A 15,269-nucleotide genomic window follows, 5' to 3' on the forward strand; every position below is an offset into this window, starting at 1 on the left:
GATGACCCGCCGCAACGGCTGGAGTGCTATGACATCAGCCACTCCAGCGGTGAAGCCACGGTGGCTTCCTGCGTGGTGTTCGGCCCGGAAGGGGCGATCAAGTCGGATTATCGTCGTTACAACATTGAAGGCGTGACCGCTGGCGACGATTACGCCGCCATGCACCAGGCCCTGACCCGGCGCTTCAGCAAGCTGAAGGAAGGCGAGGGCAAGTTGCCCGACATCCTGTTGGTGGACGGCGGCAAAGGGCAGCTGTCGATGGCGCGTGATGTGCTCAACGAACTGGCTGTTCCGGATCTGATCTTGCTGGGGGTCGCCAAGGGGGCCACGCGCAAGGCGGGATTCGAGACTTTGTATCTGAATGATGCGGCAAACGAGTTTACCTTGCGGGGTGATTCGCCGGCGCTGCATCTGATCCAGCAGATTCGTGACGAAGCCCACCGCTTTGCGATTACCGGCCACCGTGCACGGCGCGGCAAGACCCGCCGCACGTCGACGCTGGAAGGCGTTGCGGGCGTCGGGCCGACCCGGCGTCGGGACTTGTTGAAACATTTTGGTGGATTGCAGGAGCTGTCTCGTGCAAGCATCGAAGAGATCGCCAAAGCACCGGGGATCAGCAAAAAGCTAGCAGAGTCGATTTATGCAAACCTGCATAGTGAGTAGAATGCCCATTCACCTCGTAGCCAGTTGTGCCGATGAATATCCCTAATCTGATTACCGTTCTCCGCGTCCTGCTCATCCCGATCTTCATTCTGTTGTTCTATCTGCCTTACCAATGGAGCTATCTGGCCTCAAGTTCGGTATTCGCCTTTGCGGCGGCAACGGACTGGCTGGACGGCTATCTCGCGCGACGACTGGAGCAAAGCACGCCGTTTGGTGCGTTCCTGGATCCTGTCGCTGACAAACTGATGGTCGCTGTTGCCCTGGTGTTGCTGGTGCAAGAGCATGGCAACCTTTGGCTCACACTGCCGGCCGCTGTCATCATCGGTCGCGAGATCGTTGTCTCGGCATTGCGTGAGTGGATGGCCGAACTTGGTGCCCGGGCCCATGTGGCCGTGTCGAATCTGGGCAAGTGGAAAACTGCTGCGCAGATGCTTGCACTGGTGATTCTCCTGGCCAATCCCAAGGTTTTCAGTTTCTGGGTTGTCATCGGTTACGCGTTGCTGATGGTGTCGGCAGGCCTGACCCTGTGGTCGATGGTTCAATACCTTCGCGCTGCCTGGCCACATCTGAAGACCGATGTTGAAAAGAAATAAAACTTTTTTGAATCAAAGGGTTGACGGGGCATCTGGAATCTATAGAATGCGCCACACCAAGCGGGAATAGCTCAGTTGGTAGAGCACGACCTTGCCAAGGTCGGGGTCGCGAGTTCGAGTCTCGTTTCCCGCTCCAAGTTTGTACGACGTTTGTTGTTGCGCTACTGACAGCAAATGTTTTGAGGCCGAGTAGCAAAATGGTTATGCAGCGGATTGCAAATCCGCCTACGCCGGTTCGATTCCGACCTCGGCCTCCACTATAAACAAGCTCCGTAGATCCATGATTTACGGAGCTTTTTTATTTGCGTTGCACTGAAAGATTTTGTCTTTGAAACGGCAACTGCAAACTTGCTTCACCGGGAAGTGATGTATATATTTCCCCCTCTGCCGCCGATGTGCAGTTCCTGTCAGGACTGTGAATCGCCATCAGAGCCAAGCAACACCGCGCTACCGCCCGAATGGCGAAACTGGTAGACGCATGGGACTTAAAATCCCCCGCTCGTAAGGGCGTGCCGGTTCGATTCCGGCTTCGGGCACCATGAATATCAAGGGCTTGCGTGAGTTTACTCATGCAGGCCTTTATCATTTGCGCTCCGCAATTTCGGAGCCTGCTCCGCAACTCACTTGGTCGGGGTGACTTTCTTGCCGATCCTTTTCCGGGTGTCATTCTCCGTCAACACTGCGGTGGTGTGCCCGAGCTGCACCTTGTTTTCCATGGCGCACAAGTATCGCGAAACACGCACGGCTTTCTTTAACTCGGCCTGGCGTCGGGTTTTGTATTAAAGATTTCAGCTTTGCAGACGACATAGTGGTGTTAAGAACAATACGCCGGAGGAAAAAATGGGATTTTTCGACAAGGTCAAGGAGCTGGCTCTCAAAGCTAAATGCGGAGTCGGCATTCACGCCGGAGACTATGTCAAGGCTGTTAGTGGCCCGGCGTGTTTGCTGGAAAAAACATGCCCTGACTGTTTTGAGCATTTGACCAAACACAAGCATGAGTTTGGTGAGTTCACTTACAAAAACCATCATACCTGTACGATGATTCGCAACTGTGTACATTGCGACCACGAAGATTCAAAGGTGAAGCATGAAGATTTCGTCGAGATGGGCACAGATGATTTTTGCAAGGTGAAGGAAAAATGCATCAGATGCGGCTTCACTCAGGTGAAGAAGGAGGACCACTACATGACTGAGGTCTCCCGTAACGATACGCATAAAACGCTTTCGTGCATCCGGTGTAACAAGACCGAGACAAGGCAGTTAGAACGATACTGAGTTTGAAAACATCCAAAACCCGGCCACCGAGCCGGGCTTTTTATGCGCATGATTCTTGTCTGAGCGCTGTTTTGAAAAGCCACCACCTTTTTCCCTTTCCTATCCCAGGTGTACTTTTCGGTCATTGCGGGCGAAGTGAGCTAGTGTTTCTTTCGGGCTCAACCGAACACAGGACAATGATGATGAAGCGACTGCTATTGAGCGTTTTGCTGATGTCTTCAGGCCTTGCTCAAGCTGGCATCCCACTGCTGAACGCAACATGCCCTGGAAATATCGAGGTCCACGCTGACAAGGGCGGCCCGATCTACATCAATGGCAAAGAAGGAAAACTGAAGAAATTCAACGATAACGCCTTCGAAGCCAAAGGCAGTGGCGTGACCATCTCGCTGACGATCATGCCCGACGGCTCACCTGATGTTTCATATACCGGCAAGAACAAAGCCAATGGCGTTTGCCAAGTGAAGGAAACCAAGTAATCCGGGTTATTCCATGTCGGGGCTTGTGTCGTAAGGGCATTCAGCGAACAGCAAAAAGGGCCGATTCAATCGGCCCTTTTTTTGTTCAGACGAAGGCTTGCCCGGTAAACCCTCTAGGCAAACGCTGAAGTCCGGCCATCGCGGTCAACCGCTCGATCCACTCGGAACGCCAGTCGGACGCCGTGTGCGCATCCTTTGAATGGCGAGCCGCGCGCCGCGCCGCATTGCGCTGGTCTTTGCGCGCATCCTTGTATGCGTCGGTATTGCGGCAGCTGCGGCACTTCACACGATTGAGTTCGCTGCTGGAGGAGAGGTTGTTGCCCTTGTGCCCGCAGGCCAGGTGCCCGTCGACTTTGAAATGAATGACCATAAGACGTCTCCTTGGTGACGTGTAAAGGTATTGACCTCTCACGACCAAGGACGTTCTTTTTTCGCGCACCGTGAATCGATGGCTTACCTGAAGCGTGGCAGTGGCCGGTCGATCGGTTTGAGCGATGACAGGGTGCTGCGAATCAGCGGGGTATCCTTTTCGATATCGTTCAGCCGGTCGCGGATGCGCAGGGCGGTGGGGTGCCCGCCTTGATGGTCGACCCAGTCGGCGATCTCTTTGCAGGCCGCGGCCAGACGTGCTTCGCGGGCATCGAGCAAGGTGAGGAGAGTGGTGATGGACTCTCTTTCGGACATGGAACACCTCCGTTCATTAATCCGCTCGGTGGCAGCAAAAAGCCCGCGAAGGGCGAGCTTTCTGCCGTTGGGGCGCTGCTCCTTCAGCTGGTTTGAGTATAGACCCGTAAATGACAGCTATCAGCCCGACGACTCAGGGGCGGTCACTCGCGAGCTGGCGGCGTTGAGCCGATGACATTCCTTGCGGGCGTCTTCTTCCCGATCGTAGCCGTCGCCGATGAAGCCGCCGGTTCGCGTGTCGCAGATGCGATACCAGCCCAGGGCTTCGGCGGGCTCATGGAGAGTCTCTCCGGCGCGCCGGCCGTGGATGACGATCTTGTTGCAGCGCTTCACGACGAATATGTCTTCCATGGCGTCACCGCGGCTGATTCGTACCAGATCAACTATAGAAGCCCTGAGCAATCGTGCAAAAAATAGCCAAGTCAGTTCGTCGGGTGCAGTTGCCAGCCTGATGGGTGCCAGCGCAAGTGGTGAGTCGGATTCAACGCCTCAAGGAAGTCCTGATCGTGGGAAACGGCGACGATTGCGCCCGGAAATGTCTGTAATGACCGCTCGAACGCTTCTACCGATGGCAGATCCAGATGATTGGTCGGCTCATCCAGCAGCAACAGCTGCGCAGGATTCGTTCGCCACAAGGCCAGCGCCAGTGCGGCTTTCAGGCGCTCGCCACCGCTCAACGAAGCGCAGGGAGCCGTGGCGCGGCTCGCATCCAGCTGCAAGTGCGCGAGATAGCTGCGCAGGGTGCCCTCGGTCAGCGCCGCCCCTTGCATCATCAGCTGTTCGGTGATGGAACGCTGATCGTCCAGTTGCGCCAGTTGCTGATCCAGGAATGCGAAGGGCACGTGAGTCGTGGCGGTTCCATCGACGGGTGTCAGTTCCCCGGCGAGCACTTTCAACAGGGTTGATTTGCCACAGCCGTTGGGACCGCTGACAGCGATGCGCATCGGGCCGTGGATCGTAAGGCTCAGTGCGCCGTTTGACAGCCAGGGCAGCCGAGCGTCGATCAGCGTGCAAATCTGGCGGTTGTTCGGCACCGCGCTCCCGGGCAGGTTGATCAGCACGCTGTCCTCGGGTTGCACCTTGGCGTAAGCCTCGCGCACCTGGGCATCGAGCTCTGTCTTGCGGGCCTGATGACCCTGACGGACATGCCCCATGATCTCCCGGGCGGCGCCCTTGATCGCCACGTATTCGAAACTGGCAATGTTGGCGGTTTCGGCGTTGCGCCGAGAGTTGGCAGCGTGGCGCTGTATCGTGTCGTGCTCGCGCCGTAATCGAATCCGCTCGCGCTGGCGTTCGCTTCTGACGTGGTCGAGACGTGCTTGCGCCGCGGCTTGATGGATTCGCTGATGCTCGCGGAATGCCGAGTAATTGCCACCGAATTCGATAGCCCCCGATGCGCTCAACTCGACGATCCGCTGCATCCGGTCGAGTAGTTGTCGATCATGGCTGACAACGATCAAACCGGTGTGCCAGCGCTCCAGCGACTTCATCAGCCATTGCCGTCCTGATGCATCCAGATGGTTGGTCGGCTCATCGAGAACCAGCAACGGAGCCTGACTCAAAAACGCACCAATCAGGGCGATGCGCGCTTGCTGGCCGCCACTGAGGTTTCCGGTGTGATCGGTGAAGGCAACTTCGGCCAGGCCGGCGTCATCAAGCAAGCGCCGCAAACGGTCCGCCAGATCCCATTGTTCGCCAATGAGGTCGAAATCCTCGACTGATCCGCAGCCCCGGTTCATTCGCTCCAGCGCCTGAAGAATCGCGGCGCTGCCGGTGGACTCGGCGACCGTCTCGCCAGGTGCCGCGATAAAGCTCTGCGCCACATAGGTTGACGCTACGGCACGCGTCACGCTGCCGCTGGTAGGTTGCCATTCTCCGGCGATCAGGCGCACCAGTACGCTTTTGCCCACGCCATTGCGCCCGACAATGGCGGTCGGGGTGTGATCGAATTTCAGATTGAGTGCAGTGAAAATCGTCTCGCCATTGGCGAACTGAAAACCCAGTTGATTCAGGGAGACGAGAGCAGGCGTACGCGAGACGTGAGTCATCGGCACCTCCAAAAAATGTCGTGAACAGTGACAAGTGCCATGAACGGCGTGTCGCGATTACATTTTTGAAGGCTTAGTTGTTCACTTCTGCGGTCATCCCGGGGAGGTAGGAGGGCGTAGCCTAGTCGAGACGGCCGAAGGCTTCAAGGTGTACCTGCCTGCTCGACCATTCGCTCAAGGAACAGCGCCAGCGCGACTTCTTCCTTGCGCAGGCCTTTGCGGATGCGCGGTTTTGGCAACTCGGCCAAGGCGCCGAGCATGAAATGCTCGACCACCGCCGGGTGGATGTAGCACTTGCGACAGACCGCCGGCGTGTTGCCCAGTTGCCGCGCGACGCCCTTCACCATTTCGACCACATGCCGCTTGGCCTCGGTCTCGGACTCCCATTGCAGCTCCCGCAGAACCGCCAAGGCGAGGGCGCTACCGGCCCAGGTCCGGTAATCCTTGGCGGTGAAGTCGGCGCCGGTCAGGGTTTGCAGGTAGGTGTTGACGTCGGAGGAACTGACCGTGTGCCGCTCGCCGTTTTCATCCAGATACTGAAACAGGTTCTGCCCCGGAATTTCCAGACAGCGCTTGATGATCCGCGCCAGGCGCCGGTCCTTCACCGTGATCTGATGTTCGATGCCGCTCTTGCCGCGAAACTGGAACAGGATCGCGCTGCCGTTGACCTCGACATGCCGGCTGCGCAGGGTGGTCAGGCCGTAGGAGCGGTTGTCCCGCGCGTATTGCGTGTTACCGACGCGGATCAGGGTGGCGTCGAGCAGCGTGATGACCGTCGCCATGACCTTGTCGCGGCTGAAGCCCGGCGATGCCAGCAGCGCTTCCAGCTGTTTACGCAGCTTGGGCAGCGCCAGACCAAATTCACGAAGACGCGAATACTTGTCCGCGTCGCGCACCTCGCGCCAGCGCGCGTGATAGCGATATTGCTTGCGCCCACGGGCATCGCGGCCGGTGGCTTGCAGATGGCCGCGCGGGTCGGCGCAGATCCACACGTCGATGTAGGCCGGTGGAACGGCCAGTGCGTTGATGCGTTTGATCTCGTCGGGATCGGTGATGCGCTGGCCTGCGGGGTCGAAGTAGGCGAATTTTCCGCGCAGTTTTTTGCGGGTGATACCGGGCTGCGTGTCATCGACGTAATGCAGATCCGAAGGCAACACCTCGGTGAGCGCAGTATCGGGCATGGCGGACTTCCTTCGCGGCAAATCAGGCTGTTAAAGCCATTGACCGCGCGTCATGACGGTCGTGCCCGCAGATTTACGCCAGTACCGCAACAGCCTTGATCTGGGCCCACAACGACTGGCCCGGATGCACGCCAAGCTGATCCCGTGAATAGCGAGTGATGCGCGCCAGCAACGGTGTCCCGCCGGCATCGAGGCGAATGAGCACGTGCGCGGCGTTATCGGCCGGCTGTTCGCTGACGACCGTGACCGGCAGGCGATTGAGGATGCTGCTGAACTCGCTGTTTTGCAGAGTCAGGCTGATGTCGCGTGCGTGCACCTTGCAACGCAGTCTCTGGCCCGTTGTCATCGGCGCGTGAGTCACGCGAATGTTCAGTGACGAGTTCGGCAGTTGCAGGGTGAGCAATTGATAGTCGGCATCGTAGCCGCTGACCTGGCCTTCGATGATCACGCCGGCGTCGTTGTCCATGGCCAGAGGCAGGTCGAGCCGTGCCAGGGTTTCGCCAATCGGACCGCTGGCCAGCGCTTTGCCGTCGCTGAGCAGCACCAGATGATCGGCGAGCCTGGCCACTTCGTCCTGCGCGTGACTGACATACAGCACCGGAATTTCCAGTTCGTCGTGCAGGCGTTGCAGGTAGGGCAGGATTTCGCTTTTGCGCTGACTGTCGAGGGCCGCCAAAGGCTCGTCCATCAGCAGCAGTCTGGGGCTGGTCAACAGCGCGCGGGCGATGCCGACACGCTGACGCTCGCCGCCGGACAAGTGCTGCGGGTGACGATCGAGCAAGTGGCCGATGCCCAGCAGTTCGGTGGCTTGGGTCATGTCGACCCGGCGCTGCGCGTTGGGAATACGCTTGAGGCCGAATTGCAGATTGGCCAGCACCGAAAGGTGCGGAAACAGGCTGGCTTCCTGAAACACATAGCCGAGCGCGCGTTTGTGCGGCGGCACGAAAATGCCTTTTTCGCTGTCCTGCCAGACCTCGTCATTGATGCGGATAAACGCCTGCGGCGCGCGTTCGAGTCCCGCGATGCAGCGCAGGCACGTGGTCTTGCCCGAGCCGGACTGCCCGAACAGCGCCGTCACACCGCGACCGGGCATCTGCAGGTCAACATCGAGGCTGAAGCCCGACCAGGCCAGTTTCAGACGTGCATCAATCATCGATCAGCTCCAGCCCGCGCGGGTCTTGCGGCTGGAATACAGCGCCAGCAACACCAGAAACGAAAACACCAGCATCGCCCCGGCCAGCCAGTGCGCCTGCGCGTACTCCATGGCTTCGACGTGGTCGTAGATTTGTACAGAAACCACCCGGGTCTTGTCGGGAATATTCCCGCCGATCATCAGTACCACACCGAATTCGCCGACGGTGTGGGCGAAGCCGAGGATTGCTGCAGTGATGAAACCGGGGCGGGCCAGGGGCAGAATCACGCTGAAAAAAGTGTCCCAGGGATTGGCGCGCAGGGTCGCGGCCACTTCCAGAGGACGAGTGCCGATCGCGGAGAAGGCGTTTTGCAACGGCTGCACCACGAACGGCATGGAATAGAGCACCGAGCCGATCACCAGGCCGGTGAAGCTGAAGGTCAAGGTGCCAAGCCCCAGCCATTGGGTGAAATGGCCAATGAAGCCATTGGGGCCGAGCGCCAGCAACAGATAGAAGCCAATGACCGTCGGTGGCAGCACCAACGGCAGGGCAACAATCGCGCCGATGGGGCCGCGCAGCCAGGAACGGCTGCGCGACAGCCACAGGGCAATCGGAGTGCCGACGACCAGCAGGATTGCGGTGGTCAGGGACGCCAGTTTCAGGGTCAGCCAGATCGCCGCGAAATCGGCACTGGTCAGCGACATTTACAGCTGATAACCGTAGGACTTGATAACCGCAGCGGCTTTCGGGCCTTTGAGGTAATCAACCAGCGCCTTGGCAGCGGCGTTGTCCTTGCCCTTGTTGAGGATCACTGCGTCTTGCTTGATCGGGTCGTGCATGCTCGCCGGAACGATCCACGCCGAACCGCTGCTGACCTTGCCGTCCTTGTAGATCTGCGACAGGGCGACGAAGCCCAGCTCGGCATTGCCGGTGGACACGAACTGATAGGCCTGGGTGATATTCTGGCCTTCGACGATCTTGGCTTTGGTGGCCTCAGTCAGTTTCAGCTTTTCCAGCACCTGAGTGGCGGCCAGACCATAAGGGGCGGCTTTCGGGTTGGCGATGGACAGATGCTGGTACTCGTTTTTCTTCAGGACGTCGCCTTTGGCATCGACGTAACCTTCCTTGGCCGACCACAGCGCCAGGGTGCCGATGGCGTAGGTGAAGCGCGAACCCTTGACGGTATCGCCTTCTTTTTCGAGTTTTTCCGGGGTGGTGTCGTCAGCCGAGAGGAACACTTCGAACGGCGCGCCGTTTTTGATCTGGGTGTAGAACTGGCCGGTAGCGCCGTACGCCGCGACCAGTTTGTGCCCGGTGTCTTTTTCGAAATCGGCGGCAATCGCCTGGATTGGCGCGGTGAAGTTGGCCGCGACAGCGACTTGCACTTCGTCGGCCTGAGCGGCGCCGATGGCGAATATCGCGAGCAGGGCAGGGGCAAAACGTGAGGCACGATTGATCATGTAACGGCTCCGTGGGTGGCAAGTGCAGTGGGCAGTTGTTATTGGAAGGAAGACTGCGCCGATGCGAGGGGGTGAAACGCTATATAGCGAAATATATAGCGAAATGCCGCCAAACGGGAAGCACTGCTTTTAAACCGGGCGAGGGCGCCACGCTCCTCACCCGTTCGGGGTCATCATCGCGTCAGTTTTGCCAGTGCGCCTTCCGCCAGTTGCCGGGTCAGTTCAGCGGTGCCGAGGTCTTTGCCGAGCGTGAACGCCTGGCCGGCCCAGAGGTTGCTGAACTCCGCTTCACCCTTCGCACGCAGCGGCATCAAGGCACCGCCGGCCAGTGGAAAGGCAGGGGCCTTGTCCGACATCGGGCCCAGCTCCCGCATCACCCGATTGAGAATCCCCCGCGCCGGGCGCCCGGTAAACAGATTGGTCACCGCCGTTTCGCTTTCCTTGGCAGTGCGCAAGGCCTTGTGGTGCGACGCACTGACTTTCGCTTCAGGAGTAAACAGATACGCCGTCCCGACCTGAACCGCCGAAGCGCCGAGCAGGAACGCTGCCGCCACGCCGCGCGCATCGGCAATCGCACCGGCAGCGATCACCGGCACACTCACCGCGTCGACCACTTGCGGCACCAGGGCAAACGTACCGACCTGACTGCTCAGGTCAGCGCTGAGGAACATCCCGCGATGGCCGCCGGCCTCGTAACCCATGGCGATGATCGCGTCGCAGCCGTTCTGCTCCAGCCAGATCGCTTCGTCGACGGTGGTCGCCGACGAGATGATTTTCGCGCCGGTGGCCTTGACCCGATCCAGCAAGGATTTTTCCGGCAGGCCGAAGTGGAAGCTCACTACTTCAGGGCGAAATTTTTCCAGCACTTCGCAGGCGGCCGCATCGAAGGGCGCGCGGTTGGACACCGGCGTCGGCGCATCGAAATCGACACCCAGTTCTCGATAGTAGGGTTCCAGCAGATTTTTCCAGTCACGGGCCTTTTGCTCATCGGCGGCCGGAGGCTGATGGCAGAAGAAGTTGACGTTGAACGGCTTGTTCGTGCCCTGGCGAATGGTTTTCAGCTCTTCGCGCAGTTGCTCGATGGTCAGCATCGCCGCCGGCATCGAACCGAGGCCACCGGCGTTGCACGCTGCGATAACCATGGATGAGTTGGTGGCACCGGCCATGGGGCCCTGGATGATCGGCAGTTCGATGCCGAAAAGGTCAAGAATGCGGGTATCAGGCCATTGGCTCATGGAATTGCTTCTCCGACGACAAAACAGGGCAGGGACGGTAGCAGCCGGTTTTTTAACGCAAAGCCACCCCCATGACCAGCACAGATTTGTAGCTTGAACAGCCGGCGCCTGCTCGGCGTTCGGGCCCGATTGGCTAAAGGTCGAGTGGGGCAAAATGTTGCAGTGTGCTATTCCAGTCCCTCGACATCCTGAATTCCACCCGTGAGAGGCAGTCATGTTCAAAGGCATTTTGATCGACAAAGACGACAGCGGTTATCGCGCCAACCTGCACGAGATCAACGACGAGCAGCTGCCGGAAGGCGATGTGACGGTACGCGTCGCGTATAGCACGCTGAATTTCAAGGACGGCCTGGCGATCATCGGCAGCAGCCCGGTGGTGCGCAAGTTTCCGATGGTGCCGGGGATCGATCTGGCGGGCACCGTTGAAGTCAGTTCGCACCCGGACTACAAGGTCGGCGATGCGGTTCTGCTCAACGGCTGGGGCGTTGGTGAAAACCACTGGGGCGGTCTGGCGCAAAAAGCGCGATTGAACGGTGACTGGCTGATTCCGCTGCCCAAGGCATTCACCGCCGCGCAAGCCATGGCCATCGGCACGGCCGGTTATACGGCGATGCTGTGCGTCATGGCGCTGGAACGCAACGGCGTGACCCCGCAACAGGGCGAAGTGCTGGTGACCGGTGCCAACGGCGGCGTCGGCAGTTTTGCCATCGCATTGCTGAGCAAGCTGGGCTACCGCGTGGTCGCTTCGACCGGTCGGGTGTCGGAACACGAGTACCTGAAACAACTGGGTGCCAGCGAAATCATTGATCGCGCCACTCTGTCGGAACCCGGGAAACCGCTGGCCAAAGAGCGCTGGGCGGGCGTCATCGATTCGGTCGGCAGCCATACGCTGGCCAATGCCTGCGCCAGCACCCGGGCCGAAGGCACGGTGGCCGCGTGCGGTCTGGCTCAGGGCATGGATTTTCCGGCATCCGTGGCGCCGTTTATTTTGCGTGGCGTGACGCTGGCAGGGATCAACAGCGTGACTCAGCCCAAGGCCCGGCGCATCGAGGCCTGGGATCGTCTGGTGAAGGATCTGGATTTCAGCCTGTTGCCGCTGATCAGCCACGAAATCGGCCTCGGCGAAGCCCTCGAAGCGGCCCCGAAGTTGCTCGCCGGTCAGTTGCGCGGGCGGGTTGTGGTCGACGTCAATCGCTGACACATTAGCGCCACCGCGGCCCGTCCGGGCCGCACTTCGAGCTAATGGAGTGGCGTTTTCGATGGACTTACAACAGCAATACGTCGATTCATTCACGGTTTCCGGGCTGCGCGTACGCACCACCAACGCAGCCGAACACAACCCTGAAACCGCGCAGATCGGTCCGATGTGGGGACAGTTTTTTGCCAAGGGGCTGGCCAGGGTGATTCCCGGCAAACTGACCGAGTCGTCCGTGTATGGCGTGTACTCGGCTTACGAGTCCGATGCCACCGGAGCATTCGATGTCACCGCCGGGGTGGCGGTGACCGAACCGTCAGCAGACTTCGAGACGATCCGGATCGAAAGCGGCAATTATCTGATGTTCGAAGGGCGCGGCCCGTTGCCGGGAGCGGTCATCGAGACCTGGGGCCGAATCTGGCAGCACTTTGAAGCCAATCCGCAGATCGAGCGTCGATTCGCCACCGATTTCGAGGCCTATACCGGCCCCGAATCGGTGGCGATTTACATCGGCCTGCGTTAAGCCGGCGTTTCGCGCAGCAACAGCTCACGCTTGCGCTCCACGCCCCAGCGGTAGCCGCTGAGATTGCCGTCGCTGCGCACCACGCGGTGGCACGGAATGGCTACCGCGAGGCTGTTGGCGCCGCAAGCCTGGGCCACTGCGCGCACGGCTTTTGGCGAGCCGATACGCAAGGCGATGTCCGCATAGCTGGCGGTGCTGCCGACCGGTATTTCGCGCAGCGCCTGCCACACCCGTTCCTGAAACGCCGTGCCACGCACATCCAGCGGCAAATCCAGCCCGATGGCAGGCGCTTCGATGAAGCCGACGACGCGCGCGATCAGTTGCTCGAACTCGGCATCGGCGCCGATCAGGTTGGCCCGGCGGAACTGGTCCTGCAGGTCGCACACCAATTGATGCGGATCGTCTCCCAGCAGAATCGCGCAGATTCCGCGTTCGCTCTGTGCCACCAGAATGGCGCCGAGCGAGCACTGGCCGACGGCGAAGCGGATGTCGTTGTTCTGGCCGGCGGCCCGGAAGTCGCCGGGTTTCATGCCCAGCACCTGATCGGCCGCCTCGTAGAAACGGCTGTTGGAATTGAAGCCGGCGTCATACAACGCCTCGGTCACCGAGCCGCCGTCTGCCAGACGCTGACGAACCCGGCGCGAACGATGCGCGGCGGCGTAGCCTTTAGGCGTCAGGCCCGTCGCAGCTTTAAACACGCGATGAAAATGAAAGGCGCTCAGGCCGGCGGTCTCGGCGAGATCGTTGAGCGCCGGCAGGTTTTCCGACGCCTCGATCTGTCGGCAGGCTGCGGCAACGGTGGCGGCGTGCTGTGCAGCGACTTCGGTCTGATCCTTGCTCGCCCGTTTGCTGGGGCGATAGCCCGCTGCCTCGGCGTCCTCGGCAGTGTCGAAAAACTCGACGTTCTGCGGTTTCGGCAAGCGCGCCAGGCTGCTGGGGCGGCAATAGATGCCGGTGGTTTTCACGGCATAGACAAATTGGCCGTCCGCCCGAGGGTCACGTGCCACGACAGCGGCCCAACGTGGATCGTCTTCAGTGTTCAGCGAGGTGGAAAGCGTTTTCATGATGGAGAGTCCGTTGACCTGTTGAATTTCAGGTTAACCAGTGCCACCGGCCGGAACACTCCGACCCTTGCGGTCAAACTTTGCAGGATTATCCAGCGGTGCGAAACGTCAGGTTGAAGCGCTGTTCGCCAAGGCGCGGGTGCCGACCAGGCTTGATCGGCAGGATGCCGTGATAGCGCAGCCGGTCGACACCGCCCCAGACCACCATGTCGCCGTGCAGCAGCGAAATCTTCTGGCTCCTGTCGCCGCGCGCGAAACCGCCGAACAGGAACGTTGCCGGCAAGCCCAATGACAGCGAAACGATCGGCGCTTCGTAGGCATTTTCGTCTTTGTCCTGATGCAACGACATCTTTGCGCCCGGGACATAACGATTGATCAGGCAGGAATCCGGTACGAAGTCGGCAAATCCGGCGCGTTTCGCTGCCGTCTGCGCCAACTCGCGAAACACCTCGGGCATGGCCGGCCAAGGGCGATGGCTCACGGGATCTTCAGATGAATAGCGATAGCCGCTCCGATCGGTGATCCAGCCCAGTGCACCGCAACTGCTGGTGGCCACCGACATGCTGAAACCTCCGGGTGTCATCATGTGGCGCAGCGGGGCGCAGGCGATGATCGATTCCAGGGCCGGCAACAACTGCTCGATTTGCGGCAGGGCAAAGCCGCGTAGCACCCAGGATTGCTCGCCGATCTGTTCGGCGCGCCGGGGCTGCTCGGATTCTGTGTCGGCGAACAGATCGAAGGTGGTTTGCATGATCGTCAGGTCGCGTCGTGGAAGATGATGCCCAGAGTATGCCGTTTTCCGCTGTGCAGTCGGCTGACACCGTGACGCATGGTCACCCGATAGTCGCCGCACGCCTTTGACCGGGCGCTGGTTGACGGCAAAGATCAGCGCGTCGCCTTTTCTCAGGTCCATCACCAGCGGACGGGACTGCATTCTCGGACGTTGTTCGGTCATGACGAACTCACCGCCGGTGAAGTCTTCGCCAGGTTCTGACAGAAGAATCGCCACTTGCAACGGAAACACATGTTCGCCGTACAGGTCCTGATGCAGACAGTTGTAGTCTTGCGGGCCGTATTGCAGCAAGAGCGGGGTAGGTCGCAATTGACCGGCGGCGTGACAGCGCTCGAGAAATTCGCTGTGTTGCTCTGGAAAGCGCGCTGGCAGGCCCATTCGTTCATGCCAGCGATTGGCCAGAGGCACGAGTCGCGGGTAAAGCGCGCTGCGCAGGCGTTCCACCACGGGGGGAAGCGGATAGCGCAGGTATTTGTATTCCCCGCGCCCGAAACCGTGGCGGGTCATGATGACCTGGGATCGAAACGGTTCACTTTGTGGGTAAAGCGCACTCAACCGATCACAGGTGTCCGGGCGCAGCAGCGTGCGGATGACGGCACAACCGTCCTGATCCAGTTGCTGCTCCAGAGCAATCCAGTCGAGCGCATCGAGCGGGGAGGCGGGTGAGGGTGACATGCTGATTCCTTGGCTTACATTCAGGTATCAGTCTGGGCCGTCCACCCGGTCGCAACACTCCGCCGCTTGCGGTCGAATTTCGCCCGGGTCTTACAGGGCCTTGCTGACGCTGATGTCGCTGATCACATCATCGCTCTGGCCATGCAGGGCATCCAGTGCGGCCTTGGCTTCTTCCGGCGTGCCGTTTTCCAGCTGGGCGAACTCGAAGCGGCGTTCACCGTTGAGTTTGTACTTGATCACGTATTTGGTCGTTTGGGCCACGTTGATGCTT

The 15,269-nt window shown here is 59.9% G+C and carries 18 protein-coding genes, 3 tRNA genes and 1 pseudogene; 9 read left to right on the plus strand and 13 right to left on the minus strand.

What is annotated here, in order from left to right; translation table 11 throughout:
* The 7 genes from PMI24_RS24740 to PMI24_RS24770 form a co-directional block, all read left to right on the plus strand.
* A partial coding sequence (locus PMI24_RS24740; protein ID WP_007958897.1) for a helix-hairpin-helix domain-containing protein occupies positions 1 to 663 on the plus strand: 663 nt, incomplete at its 5' end.
* Between the two features lie 32 nt (positions 664 to 695).
* Positions 696 to 1,256, plus strand: coding sequence for a CDP-diacylglycerol--glycerol-3-phosphate 3-phosphatidyltransferase (pgsA, locus tag PMI24_RS24745; protein WP_007958898.1), 561 nt, complete (start codon positions 696 to 698; stop codon positions 1,254 to 1,256).
* A 60-nt stretch (positions 1,257 to 1,316) separates the two neighbouring features.
* Positions 1,317 to 1,392, plus strand: a tRNA-Gly gene (locus tag PMI24_RS24750).
* A 47-nt stretch (positions 1,393 to 1,439) separates the two neighbouring features.
* Positions 1,440 to 1,513, plus strand: a tRNA-Cys gene (locus PMI24_RS24755).
* 195 nt (positions 1,514 to 1,708) lie between these two features.
* Positions 1,709 to 1,795 (plus strand) — tRNA-Leu (locus tag PMI24_RS24760).
* 301 nt (positions 1,796 to 2,096) lie between these two features.
* Positions 2,097 to 2,531, plus strand: a complete 435-nt coding sequence (locus PMI24_RS24765; RefSeq protein ID WP_007958899.1) for a hypothetical protein — start codon at positions 2,097 to 2,099, stop codon at positions 2,529 to 2,531.
* Positions 2,532 to 2,713: 182 nt separating this feature from the next.
* Entirely contained in the window at positions 2,714 to 3,007 is a 294-nt protein-coding gene (locus tag PMI24_RS24770; protein WP_045121884.1) for a hypothetical protein, read from the plus strand.
* 85 nt (positions 3,008 to 3,092) lie between these two features.
* On the opposite strand, the gene PMI24_RS24775 is transcribed toward PMI24_RS24770, so the two are convergent.
* From PMI24_RS24775 to PMI24_RS24815, 9 genes are all read right to left on the minus strand, one after another.
* Complete coding sequence (locus tag PMI24_RS24775; RefSeq protein ID WP_007958901.1) at positions 3,093 to 3,377, minus strand: hypothetical protein; 285 nt, start codon at positions 3,375 to 3,377, stop codon at positions 3,093 to 3,095.
* A gap of 83 nt (positions 3,378 to 3,460) precedes the next feature.
* The gene (locus tag PMI24_RS24780) at positions 3,461 to 3,691 is read right to left on the minus strand and encodes a hypothetical protein (RefSeq protein ID WP_007958902.1); all 231 of its coding nucleotides are present in this window, start codon (positions 3,689 to 3,691) and stop codon (positions 3,461 to 3,463) included.
* Between the two features lie 120 nt (positions 3,692 to 3,811).
* Positions 3,812 to 4,042 carry a hypothetical protein gene (locus PMI24_RS24785; protein WP_007958903.1) on the minus strand — a complete coding sequence of 77 codons (231 nt, stop codon included), beginning with the start codon at positions 4,040 to 4,042 and terminating at the stop codon, positions 3,812 to 3,814.
* 71 nt (positions 4,043 to 4,113) lie between these two features.
* Positions 4,114 to 5,739, minus strand: coding sequence for an ABC-F family ATP-binding cassette domain-containing protein (locus PMI24_RS24790; protein ID WP_007958904.1), 1,626 nt, complete (start codon positions 5,737 to 5,739; stop codon positions 4,114 to 4,116).
* Between the two features lie 143 nt (positions 5,740 to 5,882).
* On the minus strand, positions 5,883 to 6,920 hold the full coding sequence (locus PMI24_RS24795; RefSeq protein ID WP_007958906.1) for a DNA topoisomerase IB: 1,038 nt from the start codon (positions 6,918 to 6,920) through the stop codon (positions 5,883 to 5,885).
* 73 nt (positions 6,921 to 6,993) lie between these two features.
* Positions 6,994 to 8,073: a molybdenum ABC transporter ATP-binding protein gene (gene modC / locus PMI24_RS24800; RefSeq protein WP_007958913.1), complete on the minus strand. Its 1,080-nt coding sequence runs from the start codon at positions 8,071 to 8,073 to the stop codon at positions 6,994 to 6,996.
* 3 nt (positions 8,074 to 8,076) lie between these two features.
* Positions 8,077 to 8,757 carry a molybdate ABC transporter permease subunit gene (gene modB / locus PMI24_RS24805; protein ID WP_007958914.1) on the minus strand — a complete coding sequence of 227 codons (681 nt, stop codon included), beginning with the start codon at positions 8,755 to 8,757 and terminating at the stop codon, positions 8,077 to 8,079.
* The gene (modA, locus tag PMI24_RS24810; RefSeq protein ID WP_007958915.1) at positions 8,758 to 9,513 is read right to left on the minus strand and encodes a molybdate ABC transporter substrate-binding protein; all 756 of its coding nucleotides are present in this window, start codon (positions 9,511 to 9,513) and stop codon (positions 8,758 to 8,760) included.
* A 173-nt stretch (positions 9,514 to 9,686) separates the two neighbouring features.
* Positions 9,687 to 10,748 carry an NAD(P)H-dependent flavin oxidoreductase gene (locus PMI24_RS24815; protein ID WP_007958916.1) on the minus strand — a complete coding sequence of 354 codons (1,062 nt, stop codon included), beginning with the start codon at positions 10,746 to 10,748 and terminating at the stop codon, positions 9,687 to 9,689.
* A 214-nt stretch (positions 10,749 to 10,962) separates the two neighbouring features.
* Here PMI24_RS24815 and acuI point away from each other — a divergent pair, with 214 nt between their 5' ends.
* Positions 10,963 to 11,946, plus strand: coding sequence for an acrylyl-CoA reductase (NADPH) (acuI, locus tag PMI24_RS24820; protein WP_007958918.1), 984 nt, complete (start codon positions 10,963 to 10,965; stop codon positions 11,944 to 11,946).
* 61 nt (positions 11,947 to 12,007) lie between these two features.
* On the plus strand, positions 12,008 to 12,466 hold the full coding sequence (locus PMI24_RS24825; RefSeq protein WP_007958920.1) for a GyrI-like domain-containing protein: 459 nt from the start codon (positions 12,008 to 12,010) through the stop codon (positions 12,464 to 12,466).
* Here PMI24_RS24825 and ada read toward each other — a convergent pair.
* The 4 genes and pseudogenes from ada to PMI24_RS29395 form a co-directional block, all read right to left on the minus strand.
* A complete protein-coding gene (gene ada / locus PMI24_RS24830) occupies positions 12,463 to 13,530 on the minus strand; it encodes a bifunctional DNA-binding transcriptional regulator/O6-methylguanine-DNA methyltransferase Ada (protein ID WP_007958922.1) in 1,068 nt (355 codons plus the stop codon). The two genes, PMI24_RS24825 and ada, sit on opposite strands and share 4 nt — an antisense overlap.
* An 88-nt stretch (positions 13,531 to 13,618) precedes the next feature.
* Positions 13,619 to 14,281: a DNA oxidative demethylase AlkB gene (alkB, locus tag PMI24_RS24835; RefSeq protein WP_045121885.1), complete on the minus strand. Its 663-nt coding sequence runs from the start codon at positions 14,279 to 14,281 to the stop codon at positions 13,619 to 13,621.
* Between the two features lie 5 nt (positions 14,282 to 14,286).
* Positions 14,287 to 14,998, minus strand: a pseudogene (locus PMI24_RS24840) (2OG-Fe(II) oxygenase).
* Between the two features lie 90 nt (positions 14,999 to 15,088).
* Positions 15,089 to 15,259, minus strand: coding sequence for a hypothetical protein (locus tag PMI24_RS29395; RefSeq protein WP_007958927.1), 171 nt, complete (start codon positions 15,257 to 15,259; stop codon positions 15,089 to 15,091).
* Positions 15,260 to 15,269: the final 10 nt, after the last annotated feature.

The organism is Pseudomonas sp. GM25, assembly GCF_000282255.1.
Lineage (GTDB): Bacteria > Pseudomonadota > Gammaproteobacteria > Pseudomonadales > Pseudomonadaceae > Aquipseudomonas > Aquipseudomonas aphyarum.

What these genes read in the sequence shown, in the direction of transcription:
- PMI24_RS24775 (WP_007958901.1), bottom strand. Translation starts at nt 3,377, where the DNA reads ATGGTCATTCATTTCAAAGTCGACGGGCACCTGGCCTGCGGGCACAAG.
- modB (WP_007958914.1), bottom strand. Translation starts at nt 8,757, where the DNA reads ATGTCGCTGACCAGTGCCGATTTCGCGGCGATCTGGCTGACCCTGAAA.
- PMI24_RS24780 (WP_007958902.1), bottom strand. Translation starts at nt 3,691, where the DNA reads ATGTCCGAAAGAGAGTCCATCACCACTCTCCTCACCTTGCTCGATGCC.
- PMI24_RS24825 (WP_007958920.1), top strand. Translation starts at nt 12,008, where the DNA reads ATGGACTTACAACAGCAATACGTCGATTCATTCACGGTTTCCGGGCTG.
- PMI24_RS24785 (WP_007958903.1), bottom strand. Translation starts at nt 4,042, where the DNA reads ATGGAAGACATATTCGTCGTGAAGCGCTGCAACAAGATCGTCATCCAC.
- PMI24_RS24770 (WP_045121884.1), top strand. Translation starts at nt 2,714, where the DNA reads ATGAAGCGACTGCTATTGAGCGTTTTGCTGATGTCTTCAGGCCTTGCT.
- PMI24_RS24765 (WP_007958899.1), top strand. Translation starts at nt 2,097, where the DNA reads ATGGGATTTTTCGACAAGGTCAAGGAGCTGGCTCTCAAAGCTAAATGC.
- modA (WP_007958915.1), bottom strand. Translation starts at nt 9,513, where the DNA reads ATGATCAATCGTGCCTCACGTTTTGCCCCTGCCCTGCTCGCGATATTC.
- pgsA (WP_007958898.1), top strand. Translation starts at nt 696, where the DNA reads ATGAATATCCCTAATCTGATTACCGTTCTCCGCGTCCTGCTCATCCCG.
- modC (WP_007958913.1), bottom strand. Translation starts at nt 8,073, where the DNA reads ATGATTGATGCACGTCTGAAACTGGCCTGGTCGGGCTTCAGCCTCGAT.
- PMI24_RS24795 (WP_007958906.1), bottom strand. Translation starts at nt 6,920, where the DNA reads ATGCCCGATACTGCGCTCACCGAGGTGTTGCCTTCGGATCTGCATTAC.
- alkB (WP_045121885.1), bottom strand. Translation starts at nt 14,281, where the DNA reads ATGCAAACCACCTTCGATCTGTTCGCCGACACAGAATCCGAGCAGCCC.
- PMI24_RS24815 (WP_007958916.1), bottom strand. Translation starts at nt 10,748, where the DNA reads ATGAGCCAATGGCCTGATACCCGCATTCTTGACCTTTTCGGCATCGAA.
- ada (WP_007958922.1), bottom strand. Translation starts at nt 13,530, where the DNA reads ATGAAAACGCTTTCCACCTCGCTGAACACTGAAGACGATCCACGTTGG.
- PMI24_RS24790 (WP_007958904.1), bottom strand. Translation starts at nt 5,739, where the DNA reads ATGACTCACGTCTCGCGTACGCCTGCTCTCGTCTCCCTGAATCAACTG.
- acuI (WP_007958918.1), top strand. Translation starts at nt 10,963, where the DNA reads ATGTTCAAAGGCATTTTGATCGACAAAGACGACAGCGGTTATCGCGCC.